Annotated in this window: 12 protein-coding genes; 10 read left to right on the forward strand and 2 right to left on the reverse strand. The window is 50.2% G+C overall.

The genetic code is table 11. From position 1 onward, the window contains the following. Positions 1 to 672 precede the first annotated feature (672 nt). Positions 673 to 1,374, reverse strand: a complete 702-nt coding sequence (locus QZT18_RS21225; RefSeq protein WP_294151258.1) for a (Fe-S)-binding protein — start codon at positions 1,372 to 1,374, stop codon at positions 673 to 675. An 82-nt stretch (positions 1,375 to 1,456) separates the two neighbouring features. Then, complete coding sequence (locus QZT18_RS21230; protein ID WP_294151260.1) at positions 1,457 to 3,253, reverse strand: sigma-54-dependent transcriptional regulator; 1,797 nt, start codon at positions 3,251 to 3,253, stop codon at positions 1,457 to 1,459. 347 nt (positions 3,254 to 3,600) lie between these two features. Here QZT18_RS21230 and QZT18_RS21235 point away from each other — a divergent pair, with 347 nt between their 5' ends. The 10 genes from QZT18_RS21235 to QZT18_RS21280 all read left to right on the forward strand — a co-directional run bounded on the left by QZT18_RS21235 (position 3,601) and on the right by QZT18_RS21280 (position 16,522). After that, a complete protein-coding gene (locus QZT18_RS21235; RefSeq protein WP_366925946.1) occupies positions 3,601 to 4,938 on the forward strand; it encodes a four-carbon acid sugar kinase family protein in 1,338 nt (445 codons plus the stop codon). After that, a complete protein-coding gene (locus tag QZT18_RS21240; RefSeq protein ID WP_294151262.1) occupies positions 4,916 to 6,070 on the forward strand; it encodes an iron-containing alcohol dehydrogenase in 1,155 nt (384 codons plus the stop codon). Before QZT18_RS21235 ends, QZT18_RS21240 begins: the two co-directional genes overlap by 23 nt. A gap of 124 nt (positions 6,071 to 6,194) precedes the next feature. Next, positions 6,195 to 7,097, forward strand: a complete 903-nt coding sequence (dapA, locus tag QZT18_RS21245) for a 4-hydroxy-tetrahydrodipicolinate synthase (RefSeq protein ID WP_294151264.1) — start codon at positions 6,195 to 6,197, stop codon at positions 7,095 to 7,097. 60 nt (positions 7,098 to 7,157) lie between these two features. Next, positions 7,158 to 8,207, forward strand: a complete 1,050-nt coding sequence (gene pdxA / locus QZT18_RS21250) for a 4-hydroxythreonine-4-phosphate dehydrogenase PdxA (RefSeq protein ID WP_294151266.1) — start codon at positions 7,158 to 7,160, stop codon at positions 8,205 to 8,207. A 13-nt stretch (positions 8,208 to 8,220) separates the two neighbouring features. After that, entirely contained in the window at positions 8,221 to 9,357 is a 1,137-nt protein-coding gene (locus QZT18_RS21255; RefSeq protein ID WP_294151268.1) for a TAXI family TRAP transporter solute-binding subunit, read from the forward strand. A 109-nt stretch (positions 9,358 to 9,466) separates the two neighbouring features. Beyond that, a complete protein-coding gene (locus QZT18_RS21260; protein ID WP_294151269.1) occupies positions 9,467 to 11,431 on the forward strand; it encodes a TRAP transporter fused permease subunit in 1,965 nt (654 codons plus the stop codon). A 24-nt stretch (positions 11,432 to 11,455) separates the two neighbouring features. Next, positions 11,456 to 11,902: a YhcH/YjgK/YiaL family protein gene (locus QZT18_RS21265; protein WP_294151271.1), complete on the forward strand. Its 447-nt coding sequence runs from the start codon at positions 11,456 to 11,458 to the stop codon at positions 11,900 to 11,902. 589 nt (positions 11,903 to 12,491) lie between these two features. Further along, positions 12,492 to 13,709, forward strand: coding sequence for a sodium/glutamate symporter (locus tag QZT18_RS21270; protein ID WP_294151273.1), 1,218 nt, complete (start codon positions 12,492 to 12,494; stop codon positions 13,707 to 13,709). Positions 13,710 to 14,360: 651 nt separating this feature from the next. Then, entirely contained in the window at positions 14,361 to 15,365 is a 1,005-nt protein-coding gene (locus tag QZT18_RS21275; RefSeq protein WP_294151278.1) for a LacI family DNA-binding transcriptional regulator, read from the forward strand. Positions 15,366 to 15,415: 50 nt separating this feature from the next. Continuing rightward, positions 15,416 to 16,522, forward strand: a complete 1,107-nt coding sequence (locus QZT18_RS21280; protein ID WP_294151280.1) for a substrate-binding domain-containing protein — start codon at positions 15,416 to 15,418, stop codon at positions 16,520 to 16,522. Positions 16,523 to 16,684 lie beyond the last annotated feature (162 nt).

Raw genomic sequence — 16,684 nt, forward strand, 5'->3', positions numbered from 1 at the left:
TCTCCTTCCTTCCCCGGGCAGGTTGTCGACGGGACTGAAGACTCAGGGAAGGTGACTGCCCCGTCCGCCGGCTTCAGGGGCTGATTGTCTCTTTCGTCAAGTGTGGGGGAGGGTATTGTCGCGGCCGCTATGTAGTCGTGAACCTTTTACCTTTTGAAGATGTTTTAGGCTGAATTCGGAGATAAATCCAGAACTAAATTGAATGAGTAAATAAAAAATTGCATGGTTATTCAAGGATAGGTCAGGTGCTAAAGTTCAGACTTATCAATTGAATACCATGCAGGAGGCATTCTTCTGGAATTCGAGGAAACGTAGTGGTAGCGACAATACCTCCCCCTTTGAAGGAATAAGAACAAATCAGCGGCCGCAGGCCGGAGTTCGGGATGGCGAAAACCTTCGCGTCTTCAGTCCCGGACCATAACCTTCCTGTGGGGAAGAAGGGAGAAAAAGATTCCGCAGGGAACCTGAAGTTCATCGGCACTTACCGAGGTTTTTTCGAGGTTAGTACCGTTATGTACTTCGAAGAGCGCGAGCGTTTCCTGAAGGAACTTTTTCTGCCCGGATTCCCCACTCGCGACCACCTGCAAACCGGGACTGAAGACTCATAACCCTCCTCTCACCATTCCGAACCCCGACCGTCCCGGCGGCGTTCTTCTCCCTCAACCAAATCCCCTAGTGACAGGCAATATACGCCTCCAGTGTATCATGATAAACATCAATTCTCATTTCCTGCAGTTCGGTCTCCTCGCCCAGGACCAGATCGGTCATGTGATGCGGCGTTTTCCCGCCGATTGCCATGGATTTGATACAGGAGACGCAGTATACGGCGACGTCCTGGCAGGGCATCTGGGCGGCGCGTTTCTTCTGAAGTTCGGTCACTTTCTCAATGGAAAGACGCGGATAGAAATTATCTCCGCAGCAGATGGACTTCGTGCCGCTGAACTCCGAATCGATGACCTTAATATTCATTTTTCCGAGAAGGCTCCGCACCGCGGCATGGACCTGCGGCTTCGGGCGGTAGGAGCAGGAATCATGGACCGAGAGCGTCAGCCCGCTATAATCCGGCAGAGGCAGATCTTCTATGCTGTCCAGCGCCTCCCACAGGGAGATAGTCTGAATCCCCTCGTACAGGGAACGGAACCTCCTGTCGCAGCCGGCGCAGTTGTTGATGATGGTGGAGCCCTGCGGCAGTCCCGGATCGTGGTGGCAGCAGATATTGTGCATCTTCACCGGCCCGAAGTAACGGTTTAAAAGCTCCAGAAGTTTGTGCTCGGAGGCCGGCTTATAGACGCTGAGCGCACATCCGGGGTTAAAATAACATTTTTCCATATTGATGTCCGATATTTTAATACTGGGTATGATATATTCTTTCATTTGTGTTTTTCTCCTTTGTGCTTTCTCCTCTGATTTTTCATTCGCCGGTTCATGCTTCATCCGGCCTGTAATCTGAATGTATTTATTCTTTTAACAGCCTCCAAAGTGTAGTTCTGCTGATTCCAAGCCTCTTTGCCGCCGCGCTCTGGTTGCCGCCCAGTTCCTCCAGAACGGCGTGGATGATGTCATGGTTTATCTCGTCCAGCGTACGGTTCAGGCTGAGTCCCTGAAGCGGAGAGGAAGATGGGCCGTGATCCGTGTCTGATTCGGTACTGCGCTCCTGTTCCAGACACCTTGCAACGGTGGTTTCCAGGATATACGGGGTTGTGGTGACCGCCGTCAGTTCGCTTAAAATCCTCTTGAACTGTGTGTAATTGCAGGGCCAGTCATAAGCGGCCAGAAGTTCCATGGCTCCGGTTTCCAGCCCCAGGATTTCTTTGGCCAGGCTGATGTTTAACGAGCTCAGCGAAAGATTGGCGAGAACCGGTATTTCTTCCTTACGTTCCCGCAGCGGAGGCAGGTGAATGGTCAGACAGGAAAGCATATTGACGAATTCCATGCACTGCTTTGGAATAATGCCGTCCCTGCCGCATACGCAGGAAAAAAGAAGACGGTTGCGGCGCGCCAGGTTCATATCCACGATGAGGGAGAGCAACTGCCGGTGGCGGTCCTCCGGAAGCGAGTCCACATTTTTCAGGTAAATGGTATTGTTGTTATCATTGAAGGGAGAGTTATAGTGGTTTGTCAGGAAGGTCCAGCTCTTGTCGTTCATCATTGCAAAATTGATGACTACCATGGGATTGTGCTGAAGCGGACTCTGGGTATAGATGGCTCCGGCTACACGCTCCTTGCCCGTTCCCTCCTCCCCAATAATCATAATGGGGAAATCGGTCTGGGTCATCTGTTCCACTGTGGCCTGAAGTCCTCCGATGGCGCCGGTTACGTTATAAAAACTGTTGTAAAATGTATTCTCAACGTCATTCTTACTCAGATACTGAACCCCGTACTTGCTGCTTGCAAACGGCACCTTGTTGGAGGAAAAGTAAAATACCACGTAATCCCGGCCGTAAAACGGAATCCGGCGGCTGGTGATGGAGTACAGCGTGCCGCCGATATTTTTAAACGAGCGGTGTGTGTCGACAGCGAGCGCAGCAGGGATTTCACGTCTCAGCACATCGATAATGGGCGTATCGGCGCCCGCCTCCAGTGTGGAGAAGAATACCTCCTTCTTTTCATTGAAGACGACGGTTTCGTGGCTGTCCTTGTGGATGACATTCTGAAGGAATTTATTCTCCTCCCGCAGGAGGGAGTGGCTCCTGCATAGTTTTACCGCCTGGTCAAAGGCATTGCCGATGCTTTCGTTGCCGGAAGTGATTAAGATTGCATTTAACCCAAGTTTTTTAGCCGTCGTGTTTGCGATCATATCACAGAGCACCATGGGGTAGCCCTTCTTTTTAAGAGATAACAGGACGTCCTGGACCTCATCCCCGCTGTGTATCGTGCAGATCTCCACTTTATACTGGAGAAGATCGCAGAGAAGCTGGGCACTGCTCGTGATGCCGGGGAAACCGACGATTGCATAGCGGGAAGAAAAGTTCTCCGCCATCTTGATTGCGCGCAGGATGTCGTAGACCGAGAGTGCGATCTCAATGACCGGCAGAGGCGTGATCGCCCCGATCAGTTCCGCCGTGCCGCCGCGCGAGATGATAATGTCAAAATCTTCATGGAAATTCTTCTGGGCGATTTCCGCGCCCTTGTGGAGATCACCGACAAATACGCTTAAATCAATGTCGTCGCGCTCTTTGGCCAGTTTCTGCATGATGGACTTCATGCCTTCATATGGCGCAATTCCGAGTATCCTGATCTTTCCCTGGTTCATAAAATTCCCCTCCCGGCAAATCCGGTTCTGAAGTGGTTACGGTTCAGTCTGTGGCCGATAACACGCTTCGCAATGCACAGAAACGGCAAAAACGCCTTTTCGCGCCGAACAACACTAAGATTCATTCTTAACACGTTCTTGTTTCATTATGAAACGATTGTACCATATCGCAACAAAAAAAGAAAGAAAAAATCAAAAGTGTTTCAAATATAAACAATAAAATGGATAAAAAAGGTTGAGGAAAGAGGGAATAGCTAGTAAAATTAAACACAACAAAGGAAAAGAAACAGTTATTGACAATAAGCCAGAAAATCAGCTGGTCAGAAATGCAGGAGATGTGTTTAAAAATGAAACAGTTGATATCGGGCAGGAAAGGAAACAATATGGTGAAATTACTGATAATCGCAGATGATTTCACGGGCGCACTGGATACAGGAGTACAGTTCGCGGCAGGTGGAGCGGAGACAAGAGTAGTGACCAATACGGAATATAATTTCGACAGCGCGGACGGGCAGGTACAGGTTCTGGTTCTGGATGCCGAGACAAGGCATCTGAGCCGGGAAGAGGCCTATCAGGTTGTTTTCCATATTACTGAAAGAGCATATAAGAGCGGGATTCCATTTATATACAAGAAAACAGATTCCGCACTCAGAGGAAACGTTGGAAGTGAACTCAAAGCAGTTCTCGATGCCACAGGGCAGACCTCCCTCCAATTTCTTCCCGCGTTTCCGAAAATGAACCGGGTGACCAGAAATGGAATCCACTATATCGACGGGATTCCGGTTCACGAGAGTGTATTTGGAAAGGATCCGTTTGAACCGGTTCTGTATTCGGGAATACCGGAAATTATTGGAAAAGACGTTCCCTCCACGGTGGTGCGGAACATGAAGGATTGGAGCAGAGTTCCGGGAATCATGATATACGATACTTCCACCGAGGCGGAGATGGAGGAGCAGGGAAAATTCTTAATGAAGAAAGACGAGCTTCACATCATGGCCGGATGCGCCGGTTTTGCGGGGGTTCTCCCCTCGCTGCTGGGACTGGAAGGCAGCGGGCAGAGGAAGGTGGCAATGAACGGAAACTTCCTCGTCGCATGCGGAAGTGTGAACCCTATCACCAGAAAGCAGCTTGATTACGCCGAGAAACACGGTTTTAAGAGAATCAGGATGACGCCGGAGCAGAAGCTGAAAGCCGGATATTATCAGACGCCGGAAGGAAAAGCAGCGCTTTTGCATTGGAAAGACATCTGCAGCCGGAACGCCTGCAGCATCATAGACACCAACGACCTGCCGGGGCAGAACGAAACACTTCAATATGCAAAGGAGCAGGGGATTACGATGGAGGAGCTGAGAGTCAGGATTTCATCCACCCTGGGATATGTGGTGAAGGAACTGATTCAGATGGGACTCGATACCACGCTTTTGATAACGGGAGGCGACTGCCTGACCGGTTTTATGAAACACATCGGCCGTGAGGAGATTGCGCCTGTGTGCGAGATGGCGCCGGGAACGGTGCTTTCTGGCATTGAGATAGGTGACAAAACATTTGCAGTCATATCCAAGTCGGGAGGATTCGGAAGCAGCACCCTGATGGCGGATTTAGCCGGAATTATCACGGGAAACGCAGAAGAGACGAGACAGGATAAGAAAGAGGAGAAAAAGTATGTTAACACAGTATACGCTTAAAATGCCGCACGCAGTGTACAGCGGTGAGAATGCCTTAAATCATATGGCCGCCCTCATCGGCGCCGATACAAAGAAAATCGCCGTATTTACCGATAAGGGAATTATCGGGGCGGGACTTCTCAAACTGCCGCTGGAAAAAATCAAAGAAACCGGCAGAGAGTATGTGATTTTCGACGACCTGGCGGCGGAACCGACCTACGGACAGGTGCAGGCGGTTGTAGACGGGTTTAAAAAATCGGGCGCCGATTTTATCATAGCGGTCGGCGGAGGCAGTGTGATGGACACGGCCAAGCTGGCTTCCGTGCTGGCAACCGATGAGTACGGTGTAAAAGAACTTCTCGACAATCCGGGAATGGCCGGGAAATGTGTAAAGACCCTGATGATACCGACCACGGCCGGCACAGGGGCGGAGGCTACGCCGAACGCCATCGTGGCAGTGCCGGAGAAAGAGCTGAAGGTTGGAATAGTCAACGATAATATGATTGCCGATTACGTCATCCTGGACGCGGTTATGATTAAGGATCTGCCGAGAAAGATTGCGGCCTCCACCGGAGTGGACGCCCTGTGTCATGCAGTCGAATGTTTTACTTCAAATAAGAAGAACCCGTTCAGCGACATTTTCGCTCTGCAGGCCTTCGAAATGATTATGAAGAACATCGAAAAAGCCTGCGATGACCCGGACGCGCTGGAGGAGAAGAACAACATGCTGATTGCATCCTTCTATGCGGGAGTCGCCATCACGGCGTCGGGAACCACGGCGGTCCATGCGCTTTCCTATCCGTTAGGCGGCAAGTACCACATTCCACACGGCGTTTCCAATGCAATTCTGCTGGCCCCTGTCATGAAGTTCAATGAACCGGTCTGCCGGGAGCTTTTTGCAGAGGCATACGACAGACTTGCCCCGGATGCCGGTGCAGAGACGGCCGGAGAAAAATCGGCGTGGGTCGTAAACAGGATGAATGAGATTGTGGAGCATTTGAACATCCCGAAGAGCCTGAAGGAATTCGGCATCGGAGATGAGGACCTGGATACCCTGGTTTTAGCGGGAATGGACGTACAGAGGCTCCTTGTCAACAATATGAGAACGGTAACGGCGGAGGACGCCAGGAAATTATATCTTGAAATTATGTAGCAGATAAAGATAAACCGGGCGGAAACCGTCCGGGAACCGTCCGAGGCGCAAACGGTATTGTACCGGAGCCGGCGACGTGAGTAAAAAGCAGGAGACCAGAAGGAAATCAGGAGGAAATCAGGAGATGAAGAAGGTAGAGATTAAAGGAATTATCCCGCCAATCGTGACGCCGATGAACGAAGATGAGTCCGTCAACGGGCAGGAGCTGCGCAATCAGGTAAACCGACAGATTAAGGGCGGCGTGCACGGCTTATTCCCATTCGGAACAAACGGCGAGGGCTACATATTAAACGAGAAGGAAAAAGAGGAAGTTTTAAGCATCGTAATCGATGAGACGAAGGGCCGTGTCCCGGTCTATGCGGGAACGGGCTGCATCAGCACAAAGGATACCATCAGACAGTCACAGATGGCAAAATCCCTGGGAGCGGATGTACTCTCCATCATCACACCGTCGTTTGCGGCGGCTTCCCAGAATGAACTTTACGATCATTATAAGGCGGTGGCCGAGGCCGTGGATATGCCGATTGTATTATATAACATCCCGGCCAGGACAGGAAACGCCCTGGCTCCGGCAACCGTGGCAAGGCTCAGTAAAATAGAAAATATCGTGGGAGCCAAGGACAGCTCCGGCAACTTTGACAATATGCTCCAGTATATCGAGCAGACAAGGGACCGCGGCGACTTCGCAGTGCTTTCCGGCAACGATTCCCTGATTCTGTGGAACCTCCTGGCGGGAGGAACCGGCGGCATTGCAGGCTGCGCAAACGTATTTCCGGAGGTTATGGCCTCCATCTACAATTACTTTGCGGCAGGCGACCTGGAAAATGCAAGAAAGGCACAGGACAGCATCCGCTCCTTCCGGGGATGTTTCAAATACGGCAACCCCAACACCATCGTAAAGACGGCCGTAAACCTGCTGGGATATCCGGTAGGAAAGTGCCGCGCTCCGTTTAACCAGGTTCCGGAAGAGGGAATTGAAGCTCTTAAGAAGGTCCTGGCCGAAAACCACGAAAAAGGAATGTGCTGACGGAGCGGAAAAAGAAATTACAGACCGGAAAAAGGAAATACAGACCGGAAAGGGAGAGCAATGGCTGAGAGATTAATTCTTGGAATTACAATGGGGGACCCGGCAGGCATTGGACCGGAGATCACCGTTAAGGCCCTGGCAAAGAAAGAAATCTATGACGAGTGCCGGCCTCTTGTAATCGGTGACGCCTCCGCCATGGAGGAAGCCGCCAGGATTGTGGGGAGAGAAGATATCAAAATCCGCGCGGTGCAGTCGGCCGGAGAGGCACGGTATGAATTCGGAACTATAGACGTCTATGACATGAAGCTGGTGGATATGAACACCCTGGAGCGCGGCAAAGTATCCGCGGAGGCGGGGGACGCGGCGTTCCAGTATGTAAAAAAGGTGATAGAGCTGGCCATGGCCGGTGAAATAGACGCAACGGTTACAAACGCATTTAACAAAGAGGCGGTGAACCTGGCGGGCCATCATTATTCCGGCCACACCGAAATCTATGCGGAGTTCACCGGAACAAAAAAATATACGATGATGCTGGCCCACGAGAATTTGAGAGTGGTCCACGTATCCACGCATGTTTCGCTCAGGGAAGCCTGCGACAGGGTAAAAAAAGACAGGGTGCTGGAAGTGATAAGGATCGCCCACCAGGCCTGTAAAGACCTGGGGATTGAGAATCCCAAGGTAGGGGTGGCGGGCCTCAACCCGCACAGCGGCGAGAACGGAATGTTCGGCCGCGAGGAGATTGATGAAATCATACCGGCTATCGAAGAAGCGGTGAAAGAGGGAATCCGGGCGGAAGGCCCCGTGCCTCCGGATACGGTCTTTTCCAAAGCGAGAGGCGGATGGTATGATATCGTAGTGGCTATGTACCACGACCAGGGACATATCCCGTTAAAGGTTGTCGGTTTTGTTTATAACGAAAAAGAAAAAAAATGGGATGCGGTTGCAGGGGTCAACATCACTTTGGGACTTCCGATTGTGAGGTCATCCGTAGACCATGGGACTGCCTTTGATCAGGCGGGCCTCGGCATAGCAAATGAACTCAGCCTGGTAAACGCCATTGACTACGGCGTAAAACTGGCAAAAGGCAGTAAAGAAAAAAAAGGAGAATAGTGGAGGAAAAACTATGAAAAAGAGCATGAAAAAACTGTTATCCGTAGCATTAGCAGCTACAATGGTACTGGGTCTTTCGGGATGTAACGACGGCAGCAGCCAGACGGCAGGAACGACGGCTCCGGCAGCGGAAGCGGCAGGAACAGCAGCTCCGGCGGCAGACGGCGCTGAGACGGAAGCAGCGGGGGCATCGGCAAAAGCAGAACCTGCGAACGCCGGTTTAAATGCAAATATCTTATTCGCAACACATGAAGTTGGAACCAGCAACTATAACCTGTCCGCAGAGCTCGCCAAGCTGTGGGAGGAGAACGGAATCGGCACGGTAGACGTACAGCCAATCTCCCCAGGAGGAATGGGCGCTCCTTACCTGTTTGAGCAGGGCAAGACGGATGTTTCCTTTATTAACGGCGCTCCTGCAAAATGGGCATTTGAAGAGGGCACGCTCGGCAAACCTCCTGTAAAGGGATACAAAGCCATGATTGGCGGACTTACAAACGTGTCGGCCGTAAACTTCATGACAAAGGCATTTATGGATAAATACAATGTGCAGACAGTGGAAGAAGCCATCAGACAGAAACTTCCAATCCGCATCGGCTGCAGCCCGGTCGGTTCCATGGATAACGAAGTGGTTCAGATTTTACTTCAGTACATGGGCGTGACGGAAGACGACATCAAATCCTGGGGCGGCGATGTAGTGCACGGCGGCGGTTCCGACCTTTCCGCAATGGTAAAAGACGGCAAGTTAGACTTTATGCTTGACCATACATCCATCAACTCTTCCACAATGACGGAGATCGCCATGACATGTGACGTTCACTTCAACCAGTGGGAAGAGGCGACACTTGACTACTTTGTAGACGAAAAAGGATTCCAGAGGATTGAAATCCCGGCCAATTCCTGGAAGGGACAGACCGAAGTGATTATCAATGCCGGAACACCCGACTGCTTATTTGTAAAAGAAGACCTCGACGAGGATGTTGTTTACTGGATGACGAAGACAATGTGCGAAAACAGGGATTACCTTGTATCCGTACTGGCCTCCATCGAACCATTCGACCCTGCAACATGCTGGGAATCCGAGAAGGTCGGCGGACTTGAGCTTCATCCGGGCGCTGAGAAATACTTCAAAGAGGCAGGATACATTAAGTAAACAGTGAAAAGCATGTTTAGCAGACTTTTCATTGCCAGTCAATAAAAAGCTCGGAGGGGAGCTTGCCAAAGCCGGCTCCCCTCGCTGAAAGATAGTGGAGGAATGAATTATGAGTGAAGCGAATGCCTTGAACCAGGATACAAAGCCAGTTAGCAAATTCGCAAGCCTTCCAAAGTGGAGATATGCATCCTTAGTTGTACTTTCCGTAGTATTGATTGCTTTCCAATTGTATATAGCATTGGTGAGACCGCTTGATAAATGGATTCAGGTGCCGATTCACCTTTGCCTGGCTCTGGCAATCGCCTTTATTCACAAACCGGTTGCGGATAAGTGCAAAATTCCGGCAACGAAAGCGCTTGGATGGGCTTATGATATTTTCCTGCTTGCGGGAGTTGCGTTCTGCGCCTATTACTTTATTTCAAATTTAAGTTACCTGCAGAACCGTATTTACAACGTGGACAGCATGACCACAGCCGATTTAATCTGCGCATACTGGCTCCTGTTCATTGTCATGGAAGCGGTGAGAAGGTTTATGGGTATGAACCTGTTTATCTTCATCTGTGTATTTATTGCATATGCATTCTTAGGACAGAAAATCAGCGGTATTTTCAAATTCCGCGGCATGTCATGGCAGAGTTTCGGCGAGGTTATGGTGATGGATCCGAACGGCATCCTGGGTTCACCGCTGTCGTCATCTGTTAACACCCTGTTCTATTTCCTGCTGTTCGGCGCATTCTTCTCGGTGTGCGGCGGCGGCCAGGTACTGATTGATTTAGGTATGAAACTCAGTGACAAGACGGCCGGAGGCCCGGCAAAGGCATCGGTAGTGTCTTCCGGACTGATGGGAATGATTTCCGGTTCGGCCGTTGCAAACGTAACAAGTACCGGCGTTATGACCATCCCGCTGATGAAAAAATCGGGCTATGAGCCTCATCAGGCAGGCGCTATCGAGGCGGTAGCCTCCACCGGCGGCCAGATTATGCCTCCTATCATGGGTGTCGGCGCCTTCATCATGGCCGAGATGATTGGTATCAGCTATACGAGAATCGCCATGGCGGCTATTATTCCCGCTCTGGCCTACTACGGTTCCGTCTTCCTGCTGGTTCATTTCCTGGCAAAGAAGAAAAAGATGAACTCCCACGACGAAGCGGTTGTCTGCAAGACAGCGCCGATTATGCCGAGATTTTATCAGCTCGCTCCGATTATCGTGCTGGTAGTCATGATATTCATGGGAAGCTCCCTGACAAGGGCGGCACTGGTGGGTTCGGCTCTGGCCATTATCGTGAGCTTTATTTCCAAAGACACCAGGATGAACTTAAGCCAGTTTATCGACGCCGTACTGGACGGCACGAAACAGGCGTACGGAATCGCCATTCCGACCGCTGCCTGCGGTATCATGACGGGTATTGTGGTACAGTCCGGCGTGGCAAACAAACTGACAAAGATTATTGCGGCAACAGGAAGTTCCAGCCTGGCTCTGGCTCTGATTATCACAATGCTCGGATGTATGCTCCTCGGTATGGCTCTTCCAACCGTAGCGGCTTACCTGATTGCCAACATCCTGTTCTGCTCCACACTGATTTCACTGGGAATCGATCCGCTGCCGGCCAACATGTTTATTTTCTACTTTGGCGTTATCGCACAGATTACACCGCCGGTATGTCTGGCATCCTTTACGGCCGCCGGTATCGCGGGGGCCAGCTCCTGGAAGACGGGCTGGACGGCATTCGCCTATGCGCTTGTGTCCTTCCTGACACCTTATGTGTTTGTGTTCCATCCGGCGCTCCTGCTTCAGGGAACCGTGACGGAAGTAATCGTCAACACGGCGATTATGGCATACGGCATCATCTTCCTGGCAGGCGGTATTGCGGGCTACCTGTTTGTACCGATTAAGAGCCCGGTTGTCCGTATTCTTCTTGCATGTGTTGCTATTTTCATCATCATTCCTGAAAATATCACAACACTGATCGGCATTCCGATGGGAATTGCAGTCCTGGTTTATTTCTATATTCAGGGCAAGAGGCATAAAGAAGCAGTCGCTTCGGCCGGTTCGATGGCGAAAAGCTGTGTCTGATGGGGTAAAGGAGAAATAAAGAGTATGATTATTGATAAATTTGACAACATCCGATTTTACAGCTGTATGCTTAACAATCTGGAGAACGGACTGCAGGCCGTAGAGGCCCTGCGCAATCCCGAATCCGGCAAATACGAGTTTGACGGCGGATTCTTCATGGTCCAGAAGGGCGATACAAAGCCGATGGCCGAGGGGACGTTCGAGGCCCACAGGAAGTACGTGGACGTTCAGATTGTCTTAGAAGGCAGCGAGGAGATTGCCTGGGCGGATCTGGAAGACTTGAGGGAAGAAGGGGAGTATGACGGCGGTAAAGACAAAGCCGCTTATACGGGCTCCGAAGAAAATGCGATGAAAATCACGGCAGGAATGTGCTACATCGCTTTCCCGCACGACGGGCATAAGGCGGTCCGCCATACGGTGGAGCAGCAGTCCTATACGAAGATTGTAATGAAACTTCCGGTGGTTAAGTAAAACAGAATAGGTGCCGAACTTCCGCGGCGCCAGGAAACCCCGCCGCCTGGAAAAGAAGCAACCTGCTATATTTAAGGCAGTATTGAAATTTTAGGCACTCTTAAATAGGGTGATATGGAAATGATTAGGCGTTGTGAAAATGGCCTTGGGTATCAGATAAGTGAACTATCTGATACTCAAGGCCGTTTTTTCGCGTACCGTTCGGTTTATCCGTATCAAATGACAGGACAAAACAGGATATCAGGTATAAACCGACGCAACAGTCTTCTGCCTGTATCATGAAAAGACGGTGTGTAAAACCAATAAGACTGTGTATGTAAATCAATATAAGAAAAAATAGGTATATGTTTTAGCTACTGTTCATATAGAATGAGCTTTAGTAATTTTAGTATCTTTAGTAATATTTGTAAATACAATTAATGAGAATTGCTTGTAAAAGTTTTTCGTATAAATAAATTATTTCACTTCTATAACATATATTCAGATGGCGTTAAAGAAGACTGAAAACAGTTGCAAAGATCCCCGATTTTGTATATTAATATTGTAGCAGGCATGCCAAGTGAACATTATTTGATTGGGAGGAGATATTATGGTATTTGATGCAGCAACTTCAACATTGACCCTGGATCTGCTGGCTACGACGGGATTCGGATGCCTTATGGTCTTTTTGGGGAAGGCCATTGTACGGAGAGTGAAACCGTTTCAGGACTGGGGGATTCCGGCGCCGGTGGTCGGCGGGCTTCTGGTGGCCCTTATTCTGAGTTATCTAAAGATAACAGGGCTTTTTACGGTCCAGTGGACGCCGACGCTGGGCAGCCATCTGATGAATCTGTTTTTTACCTGTGTGGGATTTGGATTCAGCAGGACACTGCTGGAGCGCGGAAAGAAATTCTGTGCCGGAATAGCGCTGTCGGTGCTGCTCCTCGTACTGCTCCAGGGATTTCTGGGGATGTTCCTGGCCCAGATGCTGGGACTTCATCCTCTTTTGGGAATCCAGATCGGCACGGGAGCATTGGCAGGAGGCGTGGGTACGACATCCGCGTTCGGTCCCGTATATGAAAAAATGGGAGCCGTGGGAGCAACGGAAATCGGTGTGTCGGCGGCTACGGTCGGCATGATTCTCGGGAGCCTCACCGGAGGTCCTCTCGCCGTAATGCTGATTAAGAAGCACAACCTGAAAGCCGATCCCGGGGATAATATGCTGCAGGCGGGAAGCGGGGATGAAAAAGCGGCTCTGGATACGGGAAAGCTTTTAAACACTGTGTGCATGATTACAATCATCGCTGCCTGCGGAATCCCGATTTATATGCTGCTCAGTCAGATTCCATATATTGAGATGCCCTATTTTATCGGCTGCCTTTTTGCCGGAGCCATTGCCCGGAACGTGCTGGAGGCCTGTCATGTGGAAATCCATCTTCCCGAAGTGGAAACGGTGGAGCATATCTCCCTGGACATTTTCCTGGCAATCACGATCATGACGATGGATTTGAGCCGGATTACAAATGCGGTAGGGCCGATGCTCATCATTCTGTTCGTGGTTACGGTAGCAACGCTTGTCTTCACCTACTTTATCGGTTTTAAAATGTATCACAGCGATTACAACGCCGCCTGTATGTGCGCCGGACTGATTGGCATGGGAATGGGTTCGGGTTCCAATGCGGTGGCCAATGAGCGGGCCGTTATGGATAAATACGGATATTCCCATATTGCATGGATTTTGTATCCCGCCTTTTCCGTACTGTGCGTTGATATATTTAACCCGCTGTTCATGTCTCTTGTCCCGGGATTTATGGGACTGGGAGGCTGAGCCGGGCACTCTGCAGAATTATGGCATACGCCATAAATTATAGCCACCGAAGGAAGAACTGCCGGTTTTCCCGCAGAAAGGGCTGAAGCCCTGGAAATCGGCAGTTCAGCACTACGGCGGAACTGAATTCCTTCTGCGTGATTTAAAATGAAGGTTACACCCTCAAACTCCCGGCTCCTTCGCCCCCTGCGCCCTGGAAGTTGGATACAGGATTCTCGGATTTTCGACAAAGTGCATAAAAACTGAGACTGATTTTCAGTACTTATGTGCAAAATATCAAAAATGTCTTGACTTTTATGCCCAAACTGTTATACTGAAAATAATCCAAAACAAGAGAGGTTCCGAAATCGGAATTTCTATTTTTAAGCTGAAATGTGTAAACGATTACACATTTACAGAAAAGAAGGCACGAAGCGCCCGCTGGATCAGGGGATGGCCGAAGAGCCTATGGTACATAAAGAGTATTGTAAACACTGATTTCTGAAAAGTGCTTGCTTGTTTTCTCATTCCAAAGTATAATTTATGTGTAAAGTGTAATCGATTACACATAATCACCGACCAGGGAGCAGACAAAAGAAAGTATGTTGCTGTCCGCAGTGCGGCCGGTTACGGCCAAAGTGAACGGTAGCGGCAGAAGGGAATGAGGAAATTATGATTACGATAGCAGATGTAGCAAGAGAAGCGGGAGTATCGGTCGCCACGGTCAGCAGGGTGCTGAATAAGAACGGTCCGGTATCGCCTGTGGCACATGAAAAGGTCAATCTGGCCATTGCAAAGCTCAATTATCAGCCCAATGTGTGGGGACGCAGGCTGAGGAGAAAAGAGAGCAGGATGCTGCTGATCCTTGTGCCAACCATCAGCAACCCGTTTTATTCATCGATTGTGGCGGGAATTGAGGACGAGGCAAGGCGGTACCGGTTCGGCACCATGCTCTGCATTACCAACGGCGATGAAGGGCGTGAACGGGAATTTATCGAGCTTCTGTTCGACGGCCAGGCCGACGGCGCAGTGATGCTGTGCGTAGATAAAGATGACAAAGATGTAAAGGAGATTGCGGACAAGGTCCCGATCGTCCAGTGCTGTGAATTCTGCAAGGATGCGGATATCGCGCACGTTTCCATAGATAATTTTGCAGCGGCCGCACAGGTGGTGAGATATCTCCGCAGCCTGGGCCACGAAAAGATAGGTTTTGTAGGAAGTGTCAACCAGTTTGTAAGCAGTGAAGACCGCCGGAAGGGATATGAGGCGGAGATGGAAAAGCTGGGACTTCCTGTACGAAAGGAATATATGACGTATGCAGACCGCGATTACAGTTTCCAGAGCGGTATTGCAGCGGCCCGGGAACTCCTTACACTTCCCGACAGGCCGACAGCCATATTCTGCATCTCTGATGTATTGGCAATGGGGGCCATCAGAGCCGCCGAAGAACTGGGACTTTCGGTTCCTGGTGAACTCTCGGTGGTGGGGTTTGACGACGTCGAGTATGCGACGATGATGAATCCGATGCTGACAACGGTGTCACAGCCGCTTTACCCACTGGGCAAGACCAGCGCCCGCATGCTCATCGAGCAGATAGAAGCCGGGGAAGGAAAGGGGAAAATCTTCCTGGAGCACAAGCTGGTAATTCGTGATTCTACGGCTCAAACAGGGCCTTAGGATAAAAAATGGAGAAGTATCCAAAAAAGCAAAAACAAGGAGGAAGAAACATGAAAAAAGTTTTGGCAGTAGTACTCGCATCAGCAATGGCAATGTCCCTTACGGCGTGTTCCAGCCAGAAACCTGCGGAGACAGCAGCGGCTACAGTAGCAGAAACACAGGCTGAGACCAAAGAGGCGGCAGAGGAAACAGCGGCTCCGGAGAGCGCAGCAGCCGAAGTAACCGATTTAAAGGGTAAGATGATGGGTGTTGTTACACCGGCAGCCGACCACGGATTTACAGCAGAATCCATCCAGCACTGCGAGGCAGAAGTTAAATTACTGGCTGAAAAGTACGGATTTGATTACAAATTCATGACGGCAGCAGAGTCAGGCGAGCAGAGCAACGCAGTAGAAACAATCTTAGGACTTAACCCTGACGTTATGGTTCTCTGGCCTGTAACAGGCGACGAGCTCAGAAGTGCGGCACAGCAGGTACAGGACGCAGGCGTTCCGTTAATCATCTATGACCGTCTGATCGAAGGTTTTGAGCCGACAAGCTGGATCATGGGCGACAACGATGCAATCGGCGAAGGCGCAGGCGAATATTTCAGCGAATACTTCAAAGATGAACTGGCAGCAGGCGAAGTGGGAATGCTTGAATTCAAGGGTGATTCTTCTACAGTTCCAATGCAGCGTTCCAACGGTTTCTGGAAGACGGCAGACAAGAACTTCAAAAAGATCCAGGAATTCTCCACAGACTGGAGCCAGCAGAAAGCCATGGAGCAGATGGAAGACTTCTTAAACACAAAGAGTGCGGAAGAAATCGAATCCGTACAGGCTATCTTCACACATGACGACGAGATCGTATTTGGTATCGTTGAGGCATTAAAGAACTACAACGGACCGGCTAAACTGAACATCAAACTTATCTCCGGCGTATCCGGTGGAGAAGGCTTCATGAAATTATATGAAGGTTCCGGACTTGAGGGCATCGACTTCATGACCTATACATTCTCCCCATCCATGGTACGTGACGCCGTTGACCTTGGACTTGACGTACTAGAAGGCAAATCTCTGGATGCAAGCTACCTGATTCCGACCGAGATGATCGACAAGAGCAACTACAAAGAATACATGGAATCTGACGTATACAAGATTCGTTACAGCTTACAGTAGTGATGAAAGCGCGCTGTTACTGTTCACAGGTAGTATTCCGCGAGGTGTTTTTTTGTGAGTGGAGCGTAGCAAAAGTCACAGAAAACCCGAGGGTTGCGGCGCGAAAAGGCGTTTTTTGCCGTTTCTGTGCATCGCGCAGCGTGTTACTGGGCACGGAGTGAA

Source organism: uncultured Clostridium sp. (assembly GCF_900547735.1).
Classification (GTDB): domain Bacteria; phylum Bacillota; class Clostridia; order Lachnospirales; family Lachnospiraceae; genus Otoolea.